Genomic DNA, 18,892 nt, shown 5'->3' on the forward strand with positions numbered 1-18,892 from the left:
CTTAACATCTTTATGAATAGAACTCACTTCAAGCTAATTGCAGCATTTTTGGTCGGAGCAACTTTTCTGTCAGCAAAAGCGCAAGAAACCTTATTGCTTAGAAATCCAAGTATAAGCGCTAATAATATCGCTTTTGTGTATGGTGGAGATATTTGGATTGCAGACAAAAATGGCAGTAATCCGAGAAGATTAACAACCAATCCTGGTGTAGAACAGAATCCGATGTTTTCTCCTGATGGCAAGAAAGTGGCATTTACAGGCAACTATGACGGAAATACCGACGTCTATGTAATACCTGTAGCAGGAGGTGAACCCAAGCGTATCACTTATCATCCCTCTTCGGATGTATTACGTGGATGGCTCAACAATGATGAAGTATACTATACAACATCGCGAGATTTTACCTATGCTTTAAGTCCGCGATTATATAGTTCCAATATACAAATGTCAGGAATGGATAAGGCATTGATGATGCCTGAAGCCACGCAGGGCAGCCCTTCTGCAGATGGTCGCTATTGGGCCTATATCAAGAATACCGATCCTACAGAAAGAGACCGGGTAGCCTTTAAACGTTATCGGGGTGGCGGTATGCCGACTATTTGGATCTTTGATACGAAAACCAAAGAAATAGAAGCTATTCCGCAAGTTAAAAGCAATGACGTTAAGCCATTATGGTTAGGTACTAAGGTTTATTTCTTATCTGACCGCGATAAAATTGTTAATATCTTCAGTTATGATACCAAGACCAAGAAGGTAGATAAATTAACAGATTTCAAAGACTATGATGTGCGTTCGCTAAATGGGAATGCCACAGATTTGATTTTTGAATATGCTGGAGCACTCAATACGTTGAGTTTAAGCAATAATAAAGTAACTCCGCTGCATATCAGTGTGAACACGGATGTGATGTATAAAAGGCCGTATTATAAAGATATCAAGGATGATATACGCTATGCTACACTATCACCAACCGGTCAGCGCGCACTATTTGAGGCGAGAGGAGAAATATTTACAGTGCCCAAAGAAAAGGGCGAGGCTCGAAATCTATCAAATTCACCGGGTTCTCATGAGCGTTTTCCAGATTGGTCTCCAAACGGGAAGTGGGTATCTTATATTTCAGACAAAAATGGAACCTATCAGTTGGTGCTGACAGATCAGTTCGGAAAAGATAAACCATTATATTTTAATTTGGGTGAGACTAATTTCTATTTTGAGCCGACTTGGTCGCCCGATTCAAAGAAATTATTTTACAATGATTCGCATCTCAATCTGTATTATATTGACATCGCTTCTAAAGCAGTTGTTAAAGTTGCTGATGATAAATTAAGTGGCCAGACAGGGCGGGTATCTAATCATTTTCAGCCAAGCTGGTCTCCAGATTCTAAATGGATATCCTTTATTCGTACGCTTGAAAATGGAGTACCTGCTGTATTCATGTACAATTTGGATACAAAGAAAACCCAACAGATCACCGATGGAATGAGCTCTGCTCGTAGTACGGCATTCTCTCAAGACGGTAAATATTTATTTTTTACGGCAAGTACCAATACAGGTTTAACGAATTCTGGTTTACATATGTCCGCTGTACAGCGAAATGTAGACTATGCCGTTTATGCTTTTATTCTTTCGAGCAAAACGCCATCTTTCTTTAAAAATGATAGTGATGAGGAGCAAATCCGTGAAGAAAGCGCAGATAAAAAGGAAGAAAGAGAAACTAATAAAAAGGAGCGCTTAAAAGAGAACGATAAGAAATCTCCTAAAAAAGAGAAAAAGGAAGCAGTAGTGATAAGCAAGCCAATCGACAAATCTATTCAGGTTGATTTCGATCGTATAGAAAATAGAATTGTTGCGCTTCCTTTGCCGGCAGGACCTTATTGGAACTTGAATGGTTTAGTACCTAATCAATTGACCTATCAACGCGGTGGAACGATTGGTGCCTATGATTTTAAGGAACTTGAAAACAAAACCTTAGTGGAAAATGCACGGAGTTATGTGATTAGTGCTGATGGTAAGAAAATGTTGTTCCAAACGGGAAATGGGTTTAATATCGTAAATGCTGGACAAAAAGTTGCTTCACCTACTGCTGGAGAAATCAAATTAGCTGGAATCCAGCAACTGGTGGATCCTGCAGCGGAATGGAAGCAAGTGTTCAATGAAGTTTGGTCAATGCAAAAGGATTATTTTTACGTGGAAAATATGCATGGCGCCGACTGGAAGGCAATGAAAGCTAAATATGAAAAATTCCTACCTTTTGTCAACCATCGTTCTGATCTTGGTTATTTATTGAATGAAATGATGGGAGAAATGGTCGTAGGACATAATTATATTTATCCTGGAGATCAGCCTTCTACGCCTTCAGTTTCTGTTGGTGTGCTTGGAGCAGATTATACGCTAAAGAATGGTTTCTATCAGATCGCTAAATTATTTACGCGCCTAGAATGGAATCCGTCTTTCAAAGCACCATTGGCTGAACCTGGATTGAACATCAGGGAAGGAGATTATATTGTTGCTGTCAATGGTATAGAACTGACTGAAGATAAAGATATCTATAGCCTATTTGACAATACTGTGGGCAAGCAAGTGATGCTCAAGATCAATTCAAAACCTTCATTGGTTGGCGCACGTGAAGTCATCGTTAAACCGATTTCTTTTGGTGATGAAATGAACTTGCGTAGCATGGAATGGGTAGAGCGGAACCGTAAAAGAGTGAATGATTTGAGTAATGGCCAAATAGCTTACGTTTACATGCCGAACACCGGTCCTGAGGGGTATACTTATTTCAATCGTTATTACTTCGCTCAGATGGATAAAAAGGCTCTTCTGATGGACGAAAGGAACAACGGTGGCGGATGGGTTGCTGATTATGTGATCGACCTCTTGTCCCGCGAGTTAATTGCCGGCTGGGGCATTCGTGATGGAAAGGGATTCACAACACCCGGTAACGGTATTTATGGACCGAAAGCCATGATCATCAATGAAAATGCCGGTTCGGGCGGTGATATGATGCCTTACATGTTCCGTTTTAAAGGATTAGGCAAATTGGTGGGGCGTACCACAATGGGAATCTTAGTAGGCATCAGTGGTTATCCTCCATTGCTGGATGGAGGCCGGATAACATCTCCAAACTTCGGTGTGTATGACCTCAAAGGAAATTGGATCATCGAGAATGAAGGAATTGCTCCGGATGTATTTATCGAACAACTGCCGAAAGATCTTTTGGAAGGCCGTGACCCTCAACTGGAGAAAACAGTGAAACTACTGTTGGATGAAATGAAAACTTATCCATACAAAAATCTTCAGAAGCCAGCAGATCCCATTCGGGTAAATTAATGAGATACGTACCAAAAAGGGCTTTGAAAATTTTCAAAGCCCTTTTTGATGTTATTAGCTGCTATACAATAGCAGCTCTTGATGATTATGCACGGGGATCAGCATTCGGCTAATTATTGGCTTTACCTGCTTTTATTGTTATCTTTAGCGTATATTTAATACATATGTTTCCAGCGCAAACTACCCCCCCTTTTCAATCGTTGCTGCGGTTGATTTTAATGGTTATTGGTTTTACTTTCATATCACAAGTAGTCTATTTTATCGCGTTGTTTTTTTATTATAAAATGACGGGACAGGTTTTTTCATTAGCGGCGGTCATGAATGGATCGGCCAATGAAATGCGCCTTTTATTGTTAATGAGTAGTTTAGGGTCATTTGTGATTCCTGCTTATTTGATGGATACTCGGGAGGGCTATGGAATTAAGTATTTCCGTCTTGATGGTAAACCTAACGCAATAGAGTTTGCCTATATCTTTCTGGCTATGCTTGCTTTTATGCCGGTGATGAATTTGATCGGCCACTGGAATGAGTCGTTAAAACTTCCAGAGAATATGAAATCGGTACAGCTTTGGATGGAACAGAGTGAAAAGGATTCGGGAGATCTTATTCGGGGTATTATTATGGAATCGAGCATTCTTGGTTTTCTGTTCAACATTATTGTGTTGGCGCTAATACCTGCCATCGGAGAGGAATTGTTATTTCGAGGTGTTTTACAAAATATAGTCGGAAGATGGTTGCATAATCCGCACGTTGTTATCTGGATTGTAGCGGTTATTTTTAGTGCCATACATCTGCAATTTTTTGGTTTTGTACCTCGCTTGCTCTTGGGCGCTTTTTTTGGTTATCTCTATCTATGGAGCAAAAACATCCTATTGCCCATCTTCGGGCATTTTGTTAACAATGCGGGAGCTACGGTTATCTCATTCTATTATACTAGGCAAGGAAAAACCTATGATGAGCTTAATGCATTTGAGTTACAATCTTGGTGGATATATCTTGTAGCCTTCATTTTTACTCTTATTTTTGTACTCTTATTTTATCGAACAACGCAAAAAGAAAACAATGGAGAACGATTGGAAAAGAATTAAAACATATACAAACGCTATTCAGGCGGAGATAGTCAAACAAATGTTGGAAGAGCATGGAATTCCTGCTGTTGTTTTGAATAAGCAAGATTCTTCTTATCTATTTGGAAAAATTGAACTTTATGTCAACGAAGGATCTATCGAAATGGCTGAACGACTAATTGAAGAAGCAGAAGGGGATATTAATTTATGAAAACAAGAGCAATAACAGGAGTAATCTTTGTAGCTGTCATGATAGCAGCCACTCTTTTTGGGGCATACGTTTACTCCATCTTTTTTACATTGCTCAGTACATGGTGCCTTTATGAATTTTATGGGATCGTTTCGTCGGATGAACGCGCTCCAAATAAATGGTTAGGCATATTATTGGCTTTGCTGCTATTTATTTTAGGTTCATTGATTTCATTGGACCTATTAAATGTAAAGTTTTTGGCGCTGATGATTCCTATTGTAAGCGTGACTTATATTGTTTCACTTTTTCAGAAACGAAAGTTCCCTTTTAACGACATCGCCTATACTTTTTTGGGAATAGCCTATGTTACACTGCCTTTTTTCCTATTTTCCAAACTAGGCTTTATGCAGGGTAGTTTTAATTATGTGCTTCCCTTAGGTTTTTTAATTTTATTGTGGACAAATGATACTGGCGCATATCTGGCTGGACGAAGCTTTGGAAAGCGTAAATTATTTGAAAGAATTTCGCCTAAAAAGACATGGGAAGGTTTTTTCGGAGGATTGATTTTGGCTATTGTTGCCGCGGTGAATCTGGAGAAGTATTTCAGTTATTTACCGCTTTGGCAATGGATAACTGTTGCGGTAATTATTAGCGTTGTGGGTACATTGGGGGATTTGGTCGAGTCTATGTTAAAGCGTAGCCTACAGGTCAAAGACTCGGGTAATATATTACCTGGGCATGGAGGGTTTTTGGATAGATTTGACGGATTGTTATTGGCGGCTCCAATGGTCTATGTTTTCTTACTTTTAATTAATTGATCGTAATATGAGTCACATTCAAAAATCTACTTTTGATTTTTTGACGGAATTGAAAGCTAATAATTCTCGGGAATGGTTTGCTGATAACAGGGCAAAGTATGAAGCCGCATTAGTTGATGTAAGAAGTTTTTTAACGGATTTAATTGCGGCTTTAAGTGAGTTTGATCCTAAAATTAATACCACCATACAGGCTAGCAAATGTCTATTTCGGATTTACCGCGATACGCGTTTTTCAACGGATAAAACACCTTACAAAAGCTGGTTTGGTGCAGGGATATCCGTAGATGGGAGAAAGCTACAAGGAACAGAGTACTATATCCATATCGGTGCAGAAAATTCATTTATAGCATGTGGCTACTGGCGACCTGAAAAGCAACATTTAGAAGCAATTAGACAAGAAATCGATTATAATGGTGGTAAGCTAGATGATATTTTGAAAGAGGTGTTGTCCGAAAAGAAAATTGCGCTATTTAAAGAGGATCTGTTAAAACGTGCTCCTGCTGGTTATAACGAAGATAATCCTTTTATTGACCTGATCAAATTAAAGAGCTTTGTTTTGGACAGATCTTTAACTGTAAAAGAGCTATCTGCGAAAAATGCACTGGATAATATCGTGGCGTCTTATAAAAGTATGCTTCCTTTCAAGGAGTTTTTACAAGACGCCATCGATACAGAATAACTATTCGGGTAAGCTAATCTTACCCATACATACAGCGGGAGAATCTTTGATATCCGCTACATTGGATTTGTTGCCCGCTAGGGTTTCGTTTGCCAATAGCGCAAAGAGAACGGCTTCTTTTGCATCAGGATCTATACCTAATGTTGCAAAACTTTGCACCTTACACGCTGGTAAACTTGTTTTGATATAATCAAACAGCAAAGGATTATGTAGCCCTCCGCCGCTGATATAAACGGCGATATCGGTTAGACCTTCAGTCTGGCTGCGAATTCCATTAACCATCGCTTGAGCAGCGAAACGATTAAGGGTAGCCATGACATCTTTGTGAGGCAGATCCGTTGTCTTAGAGCTATGCTGTGCTCGTTGGAGATAGATCAGATTAAATAGTTCTGGGCCAGTAGTTTTTGGAAAGGGTAGTTTTAGAAACTCTTCCGCCAAAAGCTGATTCAATAAATCTTCATTTACACAGCCAGTTTTTGCCATCTGAGCATCCTTGTCCATTTCTGTATCAAAGTGCGTCTTCATGTATTGATTCATCATAGTATTTCCAGGGCCTAGGTCAGTAGCATATGCTTTTAACTTGGTTTGGTGGCTTGGGATAAATGTGAAATTAGAAATCCCTCCAATATTCAGTAAGAAACGATTTTCTGTCGGATGTGAAAAAAGTAGGTAGTCGCCATAAGCTGCTAAAGGTGCCCCCTCTCCCCCTGCAGCGATATGCTTCTGTCTAAAGTCTGATAGGGTTATGATACCTGTATGCACTGCAATATGATCCCCATCTCCGATCTGTAAGGTACTATTTGGCCAATTTTGATCTTTTGTCAACGATTTGGGAGCATGGTAAACCGTCTGTCCATGACTGGCTATACAATCAATCTCACTGTTCGCAATATTCCATTGTTTTAAGGCTGCATTGATTAAATTTGCATGGGTTATTCCAATGTAGGCATTGAGTCCGGAAAAGAGCTGCTGATCGATATGGCGTTTTGCAAAAACTTCTCGAACTCGTGTCCTAAATTCGTCGTCGTACTCCATGGTAGAAAATTTCTCCAGCTGTATTTTTGTTATTTTTCCTGCATGCGCTATGCGGCATAGTGCAATGTCTAACCCATCTAGTGAAGTGCCGGACATCAGGCCAATAATGAGTCGCGCTTTCTTTCGTGAAATTTGGTAAAGTCTTTCGATTTGAAGATTCATAGCTTAAAATTAAGCACAAAAATGTTATGATGAATATCATTTTTGACAATTGAAGATATTTTGTAACTTCACGGCATTAAAAATCAAAAAATTAAATACAATGAATTTTCCAGCAGAATTGAAATACACCAAAGATCACGAATGGATTCGTGTTGAAGGTGATGAAGCAGTTGTAGGGATTACTGATTTCGCTCAACGTGAATTGGGAGACATCGTTTTTGTTGACATTAACACTGTAGGTGATGAAATTGCCGCAAATGAAGTTTTCGGAACAATTGAAGCGGTAAAAACTGTTTCTGATTTGTTTTTGCCTGTATCAGCTACAATTTTATCTGTGAATGAGGCTATTGATGCATCTCCTGAGTTGGTCAATTCTGATCCGTATGGAGAAGGTTGGATTGTTCGTATTAAATTGAACAACGCTGCTGATGTAGACGCTTTGTTAACCGCTGAACAATACAAAGAAGAGATTAATGCGTAGTTTTAAAACTATCTATATGAAATAGGGACCAACAGGTCCCTATTTTTTTGTTCTAATTGAGGGTTTATTGACTTTTTAATGTGGTCTTTATTTTGGCTTCCGGCATGTCTACATCGCTTATCATTTCAGTTGCCTTGGTAAGACAGGTTTTTTTATCCAAAACATAAAAACCTTGGAGATTACCGACCTGGTTTGCATCAGGGCCAAACATCTTTCCTTCCACATTTACTTTGTAACCAAGCTCATTTGCCTCGATTAATGTCATTTTGCTTTCTACCATTATTCCTGAATCATCAGATTCTGTTTTTGATGTCCATGAATCTCCGATGGTAACAGGTTGTTCAGGTAATACAGTGCTGATATTTTCGAACATACTTTTGTCAAACGGCATATTGATTCCTTCAGGTAATTTGATATCCGATGACTTACCAAGTTGGTTTACATTGAAGGTTATATTATTTTCTAGCAGCTTGCCTAACGTCGCATGCATCTGTTTAGAAAAATCATTAGCTTCTGGATTTTTTGAGTCATATGCCATGTCCATTCCTGCCATATTCATTTTCATATTGATTCTTGTGTATTTTAAATCAAATGCGAATGAATCATCTTTTGTTGCTGTATTGGTTATATCAAACCCCATGTTGAGATCTGTAGTCATTTTTTGACCAGCGGCATCGATGTCCATGGTCATACTCAGATTTTGTGAAATCTTTTTTCCTGCATCGGGATTTACGCGTAGTGTATATTTCTGTTGTGCGGAAGCCGCGAGAACAAAGAAAGCAAATACCGCGATCAATGAGGTTATTCTTAATTTTTTCATATCTATAATTTTTATGTTTCTATCAGTAATAATTGGGCAATTTAAATATATAAAAAAATCCCTTCTACGTAGTAAAAGGGATTTGGGTTTTTTATAATTAACAAAAATTACTTTTTGATATAAGATACTTCTTTAACAGCTTTTACAACTTTTTCGACGCTAGGCAGAGCCGCTTCGATTAATGTTGGTGCGTAAGGAAGGGGTACATCTGCACAATTTACGCGTATTACAGGCGCATCTAGGTAGTCAAATGCATTGCGTTGAACATTGAATGCTAAATCTGTAGAAATAGATGCCAATGGCCATGCTTCTTCTACAATCACTAAGCGATTGGTTTTCTTAACAGATGCGATGATTGTTGGGTAATCAATTGGACGTACAGAACGCAAATCGATTAATTCAACGCTGATACCTTCTTTTTTCAATTCTTCCACTGCAGGAATGACAACGCGAGGAAGCATTTTACCGAAAGATACAACCGTTACATCTGTACCTTCCTGGATAATATTTGCTTTTCCGATTTCCAAGTAATATTCTTCTTCAGGAACTTGCCCTTTATCGCCGTACATTACTTCAGACTCCATAAAGATGACAGGATCTGGATCTATAATCGATGATTTTAATAAACCTTTAGCTTCATATGGGTTAGAAGGGACCACGACTTTTAAACCTGGTGTATTTGCAAACCAGTTCTCGAAGTTTTGAGAGTGTTGAGCTGCAAGTTGGCCAGCATTTCCTGTAGGACCACGAAAGACCATTGGAATAGAGAACTGTCCACCACTCATTGAGTGGATTTTTGCAGCTGCATTGATCACTTGGTCGATAGCAACAAGTGAAAAATTGAATGTCATGAATTCAACAATTGGCTTCAAACCATTCATTGCAGCACCAACAGCAATACCCGCAAAACCAAGTTCAGCAATAGGTGTATCAATGATACGTTTTGCGCCGAACTCATCAAGCATACCCTGACTCACTTTGTAAGCTCCGTTATACTCAGCAACTTCTTCTCCTAATAAAAATATTTTGTCGTCTTTACGCATTTCTTCGTTCATTGCTTCACGAAGTGCTTCTCTGAATTGTATTTCTCTCATCAGTTGTAAAATAGTGTCAATTTTTAGATTACAAATCTACTATTTAAAATTGATATTTTGAAGATTTGAACACGCTAATTGTATAGTTTTATGTCATTTTTTAAGATGTAAATGACTTTCATATTAAATTTTTAAATATAAGTTGCTCAGATATTCCAATGTTTTTATAAGTGCCTTATTACTATTCATGATAGCTAACGGAATGTTCCACGTGGCACGGTTCCTTTTTTCTACGTAATTCGAAACACCGCGAATCTCTATAACGGGAACAGTCATTTTGTCCGCAGCATAGAAAACAGCAGCTCCCTCCATACTTTCTACGAGACTATTGGGATGGAGCTTTTGAACTTTTTCGATGCTTTCTGTATGACCATGTACTTTGTTTACGGTAATGCCCTCACCCTGTTTTAGAAATGGAAGACGAAGCTCTTTGTCAGCTAATGAGCAGGAGGAAAATTTAGACTTTCCGTAGCCCAATTGATCTATTGGAATAAAGTTATGACCGTCTTCCGCCCCAAGCTCAACGAATGACTCTGAAACCACTTGGATGACTGAACCTATTTCAACATGCCGATCCAGACATCCCCCTATTCCTATATTAATAAGAAGATCATATTTTTTTTCATGAAGTGCTCTTCCTAGCGCAAAGGCTGTGGCCACCATGCCAACACCAGTGATGAGGGTATCGCATCGATCGTATGTTGACGCCACTTCCAGGAACGGCTGCAATTCAAATGAAGTAGCCGCAATAACTAATATTCTCATGACGAACTCTTTTTTGAGGGAAAAATACAAATTATCTTGCGCGCAAAAGTATTTTAAAACAAAATATAGTACTTGGTATTCTTCCAACTGACAGATCTGACTTTGATTTTATACATAGGATGATTTGGCTTTTGCTAACAATATCATTGCTGATAAGAGCGGTGAAACGGCATTCTTTTCAGCATTTAAAAGTTAGGAGTAGCCACTGCTTTATTATACATTAATAGCGATTTAATAGCTATTTAGTTTAGCTTTTAAATAGGGATAATATAGGTTATACCTAAACTAACCCTAAGCTAACCCTAAGCTAACCCTAAACTAAACCTAACTAAAAACGCGATCAAATAATAAGAAAAATTACGTAAAAGAGCCAATACTATATAAAAACTGCTATTCTCATAAAGAGTAAGCAACGTTCGGTTTCAAATTTTAGCCATGCGTTCTCTAATAGTTAAGACTTAGACTACGGAACTTTTATCGGTTTTGAATGAGGAATGGTATAAGCACTTCATTATATTACGGTATTCTGACGGCATTCCTCAAATTGAAATGTTAAAATTGCGCCTAAAGCCTTATCTTTGTATTATTATGGTATTTATAACTCGTCGTGAACGTTTCTGTGCTGCGCACAAGCTCTATCGTGAAGACTGGAGTGAGGAGCAGAATGAACAGGTTTTTGGTCTTTGTGCCAATCCAAATTGGCATGGACATAATTATGATCTTTATGTCACAGTTAAAGGAAATGTTAATCCAGAAACTGGTTTTTTGATTGACCTAAAGATGATGAAGGAAATTATCAATCGTAGCATCATCGATAAGGTAGACCACCGTAATTTTAATTTAGATGTTGATTTTATGCAGGGTGTGATGGCTTCAACTGAAAATATCGCAATCGAGATATTTAAGATTCTAAAACCCTTGTTTGATGAACAGGGAGTAATTTTACATAGTGTCCGTTTGCACGAAACAGAAAATAATTACGTCGAATATTTTGGCGATTAAACTTTAATACATTTAAATAGTAGAAACTATGAGTCAGCACTCATTTGACAACGAAGAGTTGGATGGATATATTAAGATCGACAAATACAATACTGAAAAGGTAGAACGAATCGCTTCTCATTATACCGATATATTGGCATGTCTTGGGGAAGATCCCAAGCGTGAAGGTTTAGTAAAGACGCCAGAGCGTGTTGCGAAAGCGTTGCAATTTTTGACACATGGCTATGATATTGATGCTGGAGAGGTATTACGTGGAGCGATGTTTGAAGAAGACTATAGTCAAATGGTTGTCGTCAAAGATATTGAAGTCTATTCTCTTTGTGAACACCACATGTTGCCTTTTTTCGGTAAAGCCCATATAGCTTATATTCCTAACGGACATATTGTTGGATTGAGTAAAATACCTCGTGTCGTTGATATTTTTGCACGTCGTCTTCAGGTTCAGGAGAGGCTCACTAATGAAATCAGGGACTGTATCCAAGAAACTTTGGGGGCGCTGGGCGTAGCTGTAGTCATGGAATGTAAACACATGTGTATGGCAATGCGGGGCGTACAGAAACAAAATTCTGTGACAACAACTTCTGCATTTACAGGAGCTTTTCAAAATGATGTAACGCGATCCGAATTCTTACGCTTGATCACAGCTGATCTTGCGTAATACCGTTATGGTGTAGTAATAAAAAAGCCTTCTAAAATATCATATTTTAGAAGGCTTTTTATTTGGGGAAATTGTGATCTGAAATAAAATTTTAAAATTGACGATGTTGGGTTTTTATGCATTTGAGGCAATTTTAAAAAAACGTCCTTTACAAAAGGTTTATTGTATTTGATTGATAATCAGGTTTTAGTAAAAAAAAGTTTTTATACTAAATATGTTTTTTGGTACCTTTGCGGTTATGGAAATTGTTCACAGCGATTTAGAGTCCTATTTGGAACATACTACAGACGAAGAAAATTCGTTACTGAAAATGGTAAATCGGGACACTTATTTGAAGGAAACAATGCCCCATATGTTATCTGGACATTACCAGGGAAGAGTTCTTTCTTTATTGAGTAAATTGGTTGCTCCCAAGCGTATTTTAGAGATAGGGACTTTTACGGGATACGCAACTTTATGTCTCGCTGAAGGGCTTAAGGAAGATGGTCTATTACATACCATTGATATCAATGCAGAGCAGCAAGAAAGGGTTCAAGGTTATTTTGATGAATCGCCATTTGCTGACAAAATCAGGTATCACATTGGCGATGCGGCGGTGATACTACCTACATTGAATGAAACATTCGATCTAGTATTTATCGACGCAGACAAGAAGAGAAATTTATTTTATTTCGAAACGATAATAAATCAAGTCCCGTCTGGGGGACTTATTTTGATTGACAATGTCTTATGGAAAGGTAAGGTATTGGATTCAAAACCAGACAACCAAACAAAGCAGATCATTGATTTGAATGCACGTTTAGCTCAGGACAAGCGCGTAGAAAAGGTGATATTACCAATTCGAGACGGACTTTTTGTATTACGCAAGAAGTAATTTGTGAACTAAAACATTCTTCATGAATTTAAAACAATTAAAAAGCTTTGTACTGATACTAGCTTTGGGAACTTTTGGATTAACAAAGGTTTCGGCTCAAAGTAATGCGGCATATGTCGATAAGTACAGTCCAATAGCAAAAGAAATGATGGAGGAACATGGTGTTCCCGCATCGGTTATCTTAGCCATCGCCATGCATGAAAGCGGAAATGGTGGTAGCAGGGTAGCAAAGAATTTGAATAACCATTTTGGTGTCAAAGGAAAGAACAATAGTACCGTTATTCGGTCAGCTTACAAAGGTTATCGGTCAGTATTGGACTCGTATGATGATTTTGTAGGAATAGTGAAAAGAAAAAAGACTACTCAAAGTCTTTTTGATAAACATCCGGGTGAAAAATACGAGGCTTGGGTAAAAGCGATAGCTCGTTCGGGGTACTCGACGAGTAAAGGTTGGACTGCAAAAGTACTCGCTACAATTAGACAATATCATTTGGATATGTTTGATCATGATGCTAAGCAAAACAAATTCTCGTCAACAAAAAAATAAGCACTAAGCACAACATTACTGCATGAAGAAGTTTTTTTATGGCATGTTTGTACTCATGATGTTGGTTACATCATGTTCAAGTCGGAGGGGCACGTTATCGTCCCCTAAATCTGGCTCCAATTCAAAAACTTCTTCATCTCCTTCTGTTGGGCGGCCCACCATGGCAGGGAACGATTACATCAGTCATTACAAACAGGTGGCCATTGCAGAAATGAACAGATACGGTATCCCCGCCAGCATTAAACTTGCTCAGGCACTGCTTGAATCGGGCAATGGGAATAGTTATCTGGCGCGTGAGGCGAATAATCATTTTGGTATTAAATGTGGCGGAGTGTGGAAAGGAAAATCCGTAACCCGCCCTGATGATAATATTAATGATTGCTTTCGTGTTTATGACAGTCCCGAACAATCGTTTCGAGATCATTCTGAATTTCTGTTGAGACCTCGGTATGCAGCGCTCTTTAAATTGGATAAGAATGATTATAAAGGTTGGGCTAAAGGCTTGAAAGCAGCCGGGTACGCCACCAATCCACGTTATCCCGAATTGCTCATCGAAATGATCGAAAGATATCATCTTGATCAATACGACCGCGGTGAATCGCCGCGTGAAAAAGTTGTTCGAGAAGAAACGGTGCAGGTAGAAATCGTTCAGAATGTACAAGAAGCCCCCCCCTCGGTTGTAAAAACAGAAGCCATCAAGAGCCCCGTAGCCATGCGTATTCATGAGGTTAAAGCTCAAGATACGTTGTATTCCCTCAGTAAGCTATATAATGTATCTGTCGATCAGATTAAGGCTTTGAATGGTCTTACCGATGATGCGCTATCGTTGGGTCAGCTTTTGGTTATATCTAAATAGTTACGTTTTAAAAGATGTTAAATATTTCACTTTTGTATCGCTATATAGTAGTTTTACGATAGTGATATTCATACGATATATTTTTCTACTTATTGCCATTGGGGCTTCCACTTCTGCACTTTTTTGTCAAGATAAAAAAGTGGAGGGGATTGTTTTTGATAAAAATACCAAACAGCGTATTGGTAATGTCAAGCTTGCCAACTTGCGAACAGGAGAGGTGAATTATAATACAATCAAAGGTGAATTTGTCTTTAATGCACAGTTAGGAGATCATATCGTCGCGATGAGTAAGGGGTACTTTTCAGATACGCTTCTTGTAGATGAACGTGGATTATTACTTTTTCATTTGGTACGCGAAACTTTTTATATAGAAGAGGTTCAGGTTTACGCACGCAAAAGTCCCGAAGAAATTTTAGAAAAGGCAAAAGTGGATTATGAAAAGGCATATCGTTTGGCAGGTTATGGTGATGTATTTTCTGTAGGACCAAATGGCGCTGGTTTAAGTATCAATTCAATCTACAGCTTATTTAGCAAAGAGGCCAAACGAGCACGCCGATTGACTAAAACCATTGAAAACGATTATAAGGAAAATGTGATCGATTATAAATTTTCGAAGGAACTTATCAGTAAAGTAACTGGACTCAATAGTGAAGAATCGGAGCGATTTAGAAGGATATTCAGACCCTCCTATTTCTTTATTCTTGCAGCAAACGATTATGAACTGGCAAATTACATCAAGAATTGCTATTCACGGTATCAATTGAATCCTTCACAATATTTTATTGAGCCTTTTCCAACAATTAATTATAAATTAGTACCGTAAACAAAAATAGACGTTTTCAGAATGAAGTTATTTAATTTTGTCGGCATGGCTATGCTCTGCCTTTCTATTACTGGCATACAGGCACAGGATCTGAAAGATCTTAGGGCAAAACCAGATACCGTAATTTCCGTACAGAAAGAGCAACCTTTAAATATTAAAACCATTCGTCCTGTCGTTCCCAAACTGAACCTAGAAGTAGACTATTGGAAACATTGGACAAAATTTGGGATCAATTTAAATCAGGCATCATTTAATGATAATTGGAAAGGGGGCGGTGTCGGTTCTATTGCTGTTGGGTTGAATGCCAATCATAAATCGGATTATACCAGAGATAATTTCAATTTCGTGACTGAAGTTGATTTACGTTATGGAAAAATAAAGAACACCAATAATATTGCGAAGAAAAATAATGACCGTATATTTTGGGATAATAAGCTTTCTTATAAATTGTCTGCCAATTGGGCTTTGTTTACATCGGTGACCTTTGAGTCTCAGTTTGACGCAGGGTATAAGTATAAAACGATCAATGGTAGGGATACCATTGATTATATCGAGAATGCTTTTATGGCGCCAGCCTATCTGACGGAGTCTTTCGGTCTTGAGTACAAGCCCAGCAATGAATTCTCGTTACGTTTTGGTACAGGTACTGCTCGTCAGACCTTTATTTTGGATGAGCGCGTTAGACCTCGCTCTGGGGAGGGTTTCTTCGCAAAGTATGGATATTATAGAGATCCAAACAATCCAAGTGTAGGTACCGGCGAAAGATTCGGTGTAAAGGAAGATCGAACTTTTGCAAATGCATTGGCATTCCAGCTAACGGGTAATTTGGACAAAAACTTCACAGACAAATTGAATGTAAAGGCGCGTTACAATCTTTTTGCGGATTATGAGAAACTTTCCAATCCAACGCACCGTTTGGATGTAACCGTAACAGCGAAAGTTACCCGTGTAATCAATGTGAACTTGAATGGTATTATGATTTATGATCCGGATGTTATTTCAAAAGTGCAATTGAGTCAGTCCTTGGCAATGGGAATTGTATATAGTTTACCAAAATAATGATTAGACCTGTGTCAGTAGGAATATTACTGTGCTCATTGCTTTCTTTGGCAAGTTGTAAGTCGAAGGTACAGCCGGCGATTTTGAAACCGTTAGTAACATCTTTTGCTTCTCCGGTGGTTTTGGAGCCGCAGATTGTGACGAAGCCGGATACCAGTTTATTGACACCAGAGGAAAGAAAGATCATCTTTTTGCAGAAATCGGGAAGCCATTCTTATTGGCGTCAAGAAGAGGCTATTCATTATGATGTACGCAAACCAAACTTTGTTATTATCCACCACACCGCGCAAGATAGTATCAGTCAGACAATTAAAACTTTTCAGATCCCGAGAACTAAGGTGAGTTCACATTATGTTATCGGCCGAAATGGGGAGATTATACAAATGTTAAACGATTATGTCCGCTCTTGGCATGCTGGGGTTGCTAAATGGGGTTCCATCGTAGATATGAACTCATGTTCTATTGGTATTGAGCTGGATAATAATGGTAGAGAACCTTTTCCTGATGCACAAATTAATTCACTAATGACGGTGCTGGATACCTTGAAGTCTCGTTATTTAATACCGACAAATAATTTTATTGGGCATGCCGATATCGCTCCTGCAAGGAAGAACGATCCAAGTGTGTTTTTCCCCTGGAAAAAGCTGGCGGACCGGGGTTTTGGAATTTGGTATGATGAAGGGCAACTTGTTGCCCCCCCAGATGGTTTTAATGCGATAGATGCGCTTAAAATTATCGGTTACGATACGTCTAACCTTAAAGCTGCGATTGTTGCCTTTAAAAGAAAGTTTGTTGTAAGGGATACAACACCCGAACTGACCATATACGATAAGAGCGTGTTGTACAGCATTTATAAAAAATATTAAACCTGTACAATCGTGCTTTTCGTTTTATTAGTATTGAATTTTATCATCTATCAATGCACTTTTATTTACTCCTAACTGTAAGAGATAAGCGATAAGCATGACGGCGAGACAGCCAATAAGATTTAACCATAGAAACGGTATTTTATCCATTAACCAAATACCAATCACGATCACTTCTGAAAGTATGGCGGCAATAAAAACTGCTTTTCCCCTGATTTTTCTCATATAGAAGGCTACAATAAAAATACCTAGGATCGTCCCATAGAATAAAGAACCTAAGATGTTGACTGCTTCGAGAAGATTACCCAACCTATTTGCATATAAGGCTACGAGGATAGTAAATATGCCCCAAATCAGGGTAAATAGACGAGACCACAGCAGATCTTGTCTTTCAGATGATTTACGGTTAATGAATCTTTTGTAGATATCAATTGTCGTTGTGGAAGCTAATGAATTAATAGCGCTTGCAGTTGATCCCATTGATGCGAGAAAGATAACTGCTATAAGCAACCCGATTAACCCTTTGGGAAATACAGTCGTTACGAAAGACAGAAACACATAATTATTGTCGTTCGTTTCCGCACTGGGATTGTTTTTTTTAATCAAGTCTACTGTTCGGTCTTTAACCTGCTGCATTTGAGCGTTTAGTTGGCTCAATGCTGTGCGAGCATGAGCGATACTTTTTTTGTCATCCTGCTCTAAGGCTATATTAAGCTGCTGAACGGCAGATTCACGTGCTTTAAACAGTTCGTTATGTTGCTGTTCGAAGATTTGATACTCCGGAGCGTATTTGCTTTCCTTGAGGTTTTTGACTTCAACTTGGTTAAAAAAGATAGGCGGCTGATGAAACTGATAATAGGCAAATACAAGGATTCCGATCAGGAGAATTGCAAATTGCATAGGTATCTTTAATAAACCATTCATAATTAATCCCATCCGGCTTTCTTTGATGGATGCTCCAGTTAAATACCTTCCGACTTGGCTCTGATCTGTTCCAAAATAAGAAAGCTGTAGAAAAAAGCCTCCAATTAACCCTGTCCAAATTGTATAGTTATTGTTCAGATCAAAAGTAAAGTCCAACGCATTTGTTTTCCCTGATTTTCCTGCTATATGCAGTGCTTTTGAGAGGCCAATATCCTGTGGTAGCAGATGAATGACCAATATCCCGGCAATAAGTAAAGAAGCAAAAATAATGCTCATTTGGAGCAATTGAGTATGGGATACAGCTTTGGTTCCGCCATAAGTTGTATAGATGACAACAAAACTTCCAATGGCCAAGGTGGTCCAGGTAAGGTCAATATGTAGTATGGTCGATATAATCAGCGCCGGAGCAAATATGGTAATACCTGTTGAAATACCACGTTGAATGAGGAAAAGAATAGCGGTGAGACCTCTTGTTCTTACATCAAAGCGCTTTTCTAAAAATTCGTAGGCTGTAAATACTTTCAGCTTATGGAAAATAGGGATAAATGTTATACAGAGGACAATCATGGCCAGAGGTAGGCCGAAATAGAATTGAACGAAACTCATTCCTGAAGAATAAGCTAGTCCGGGTGCAGAAAGGAAAGTAATGGCGCTTGCTTGAGTCGCCATTACTGACAATCCGACGTGATACCAGGGTAAAGAACGATTACCCAGAAGGTATCCATCAATATTTTTTATGCCTCTACTCTTGTAAACGCCATATATGACAATAATTAAGAGTGTCAGAAATAAAACGATCCAATCTGCTGTACTCATGAATAGTAGTTCGTGAAAATGTACAG

General features: G+C 38.5%; 19 protein-coding genes. 14 read left to right on the plus strand and 5 right to left on the minus strand.

From position 1 onward, the window contains the following. Nucleotides 1–12: 12 nt before the first annotated feature. From QE382_RS01695 to QE382_RS01715, 5 genes are all read left to right on the plus strand, one after another. Complete coding sequence (locus tag QE382_RS01695) at nt 13–3,330, plus strand: S41 family peptidase (RefSeq protein ID WP_307184423.1); 3,318 nt, start codon at nt 13–15, stop codon at nt 3,328–3,330. A gap of 284 nt (nt 3,331–3,614) precedes the next feature. After that, complete coding sequence (locus tag QE382_RS01700) at nt 3,615–4,418, plus strand: CPBP family intramembrane glutamic endopeptidase (RefSeq protein WP_307184424.1); 804 nt, start codon at nt 3,615–3,617, stop codon at nt 4,416–4,418. Beyond that, nucleotides 4,393–4,608 (plus strand): putative signal transducing protein, encoded by a 216-nt coding sequence (locus QE382_RS01705; protein WP_307184425.1) that lies wholly within the window; start codon nt 4,393–4,395, stop codon nt 4,606–4,608. Before QE382_RS01700 ends, QE382_RS01705 begins: the two co-directional genes overlap by 26 nt. Beyond that, nucleotides 4,605–5,405: a phosphatidate cytidylyltransferase gene (locus tag QE382_RS01710; RefSeq protein ID WP_307184426.1), complete on the plus strand. Its 801-nt coding sequence runs from the start codon at nt 4,605–4,607 to the stop codon at nt 5,403–5,405. The genes QE382_RS01705 and QE382_RS01710 overlap by 4 nt, the downstream gene beginning before the upstream one ends. Before the next feature lie 7 nt (nt 5,406–5,412). Next, nucleotides 5,413–6,084 carry a DUF2461 domain-containing protein gene (locus QE382_RS01715; RefSeq protein WP_307184427.1) on the plus strand — a complete coding sequence of 224 codons (672 nt, stop codon included), beginning with the start codon at nt 5,413–5,415 and terminating at the stop codon, nt 6,082–6,084. Here QE382_RS01715 and QE382_RS01720 read toward each other — a convergent pair whose 3' ends face one another. After that, entirely contained in the window at nt 6,085–7,281 is a 1,197-nt protein-coding gene (locus tag QE382_RS01720) for an anhydro-N-acetylmuramic acid kinase (RefSeq protein WP_307184428.1), read from the minus strand. It abuts the gene before it with no gap. A gap of 100 nt (nt 7,282–7,381) precedes the next feature. Between QE382_RS01720 and gcvH the strand changes: the two genes are divergently transcribed. Next, nucleotides 7,382–7,762: a glycine cleavage system protein GcvH gene (gcvH, locus tag QE382_RS01725; protein ID WP_293886491.1), complete on the plus strand. Its 381-nt coding sequence runs from the start codon at nt 7,382–7,384 to the stop codon at nt 7,760–7,762. Between the two features lie 64 nt (nt 7,763–7,826). Here the strand turns inward: gcvH and QE382_RS01730 are convergent, their stop codons facing one another. The 3 genes from QE382_RS01730 to mqnB all read right to left on the minus strand — a co-directional run bounded on the left by QE382_RS01730 (nt 7,827) and on the right by mqnB (nt 10,441). Then, nucleotides 7,827–8,582 carry a DUF6263 family protein gene (locus QE382_RS01730; protein ID WP_307184429.1) on the minus strand — a complete coding sequence of 252 codons (756 nt, stop codon included), beginning with the start codon at nt 8,580–8,582 and terminating at the stop codon, nt 7,827–7,829. A 107-nt stretch (nt 8,583–8,689) separates the two neighbouring features. After that, the gene (locus QE382_RS01735; protein ID WP_293880276.1) at nt 8,690–9,676 is read right to left on the minus strand and encodes a pyruvate dehydrogenase complex E1 component subunit beta; all 987 of its coding nucleotides are present in this window, start codon (nt 9,674–9,676) and stop codon (nt 8,690–8,692) included. A gap of 123 nt (nt 9,677–9,799) precedes the next feature. Further along, a complete protein-coding gene (gene mqnB, locus QE382_RS01740) occupies nt 9,800–10,441 on the minus strand; it encodes a futalosine hydrolase (protein ID WP_307184430.1) in 642 nt (213 codons plus the stop codon). A gap of 588 nt (nt 10,442–11,029) precedes the next feature. Between mqnB and QE382_RS01745 the strand changes: the two genes are divergently transcribed. The 8 genes from QE382_RS01745 to QE382_RS01780 all read left to right on the plus strand — a co-directional run bounded on the left by QE382_RS01745 (nt 11,030) and on the right by QE382_RS01780 (nt 17,126). Next, the gene (locus tag QE382_RS01745; protein ID WP_209576927.1) at nt 11,030–11,443 is read left to right on the plus strand and encodes a 6-pyruvoyl trahydropterin synthase family protein; all 414 of its coding nucleotides are present in this window, start codon (nt 11,030–11,032) and stop codon (nt 11,441–11,443) included. 28 nt (nt 11,444–11,471) lie between these two features. Further along, nucleotides 11,472–12,101 carry a GTP cyclohydrolase I FolE gene (folE, locus tag QE382_RS01750; protein WP_209576925.1) on the plus strand — a complete coding sequence of 210 codons (630 nt, stop codon included), beginning with the start codon at nt 11,472–11,474 and terminating at the stop codon, nt 12,099–12,101. 238 nt (nt 12,102–12,339) lie between these two features. Next, on the plus strand, nt 12,340–12,975 hold the full coding sequence (locus QE382_RS01755; protein WP_307188004.1) for an O-methyltransferase: 636 nt from the start codon (nt 12,340–12,342) through the stop codon (nt 12,973–12,975). Nucleotides 12,976–12,997: 22 nt separating this feature from the next. Continuing rightward, on the plus strand, nt 12,998–13,522 hold the full coding sequence (locus tag QE382_RS01760) for a glucosaminidase domain-containing protein (protein ID WP_293886488.1): 525 nt from the start codon (nt 12,998–13,000) through the stop codon (nt 13,520–13,522). A 22-nt stretch (nt 13,523–13,544) separates the two neighbouring features. Then, nucleotides 13,545–14,378, plus strand: coding sequence for a glucosaminidase domain-containing protein (locus QE382_RS01765; RefSeq protein WP_307184431.1), 834 nt, complete (start codon nt 13,545–13,547; stop codon nt 14,376–14,378). A 61-nt stretch (nt 14,379–14,439) separates the two neighbouring features. Further along, nucleotides 14,440–15,201 carry a hypothetical protein gene (locus tag QE382_RS01770; RefSeq protein ID WP_307184432.1) on the plus strand — a complete coding sequence of 254 codons (762 nt, stop codon included), beginning with the start codon at nt 14,440–14,442 and terminating at the stop codon, nt 15,199–15,201. A gap of 21 nt (nt 15,202–15,222) precedes the next feature. Then, nucleotides 15,223–16,260 (plus strand): DUF3078 domain-containing protein, encoded by a 1,038-nt coding sequence (locus QE382_RS01775; RefSeq protein WP_307184433.1) that lies wholly within the window; start codon nt 15,223–15,225, stop codon nt 16,258–16,260. Then, entirely contained in the window at nt 16,260–17,126 is an 867-nt protein-coding gene (locus QE382_RS01780; protein ID WP_307184434.1) for an N-acetylmuramoyl-L-alanine amidase, read from the plus strand. The genes QE382_RS01775 and QE382_RS01780 overlap by 1 nt, the downstream gene beginning before the upstream one ends. A 27-nt stretch (nt 17,127–17,153) precedes the next feature. On the opposite strand, the gene QE382_RS01785 is transcribed toward QE382_RS01780, so the two are convergent. Continuing rightward, nucleotides 17,154–18,866, minus strand: coding sequence for a sodium:solute symporter family protein (locus QE382_RS01785; RefSeq protein WP_307184436.1), 1,713 nt, complete (start codon nt 18,864–18,866; stop codon nt 17,154–17,156). Nucleotides 18,867–18,892: the final 26 nt, after the last annotated feature.

Origin of the sequence: Sphingobacterium zeae (assembly GCF_030818895.1) — a bacterium.
In the GTDB taxonomy this organism is placed as follows: Bacteria; Bacteroidota; Bacteroidia; order Sphingobacteriales; family Sphingobacteriaceae; genus Sphingobacterium; species Sphingobacterium zeae.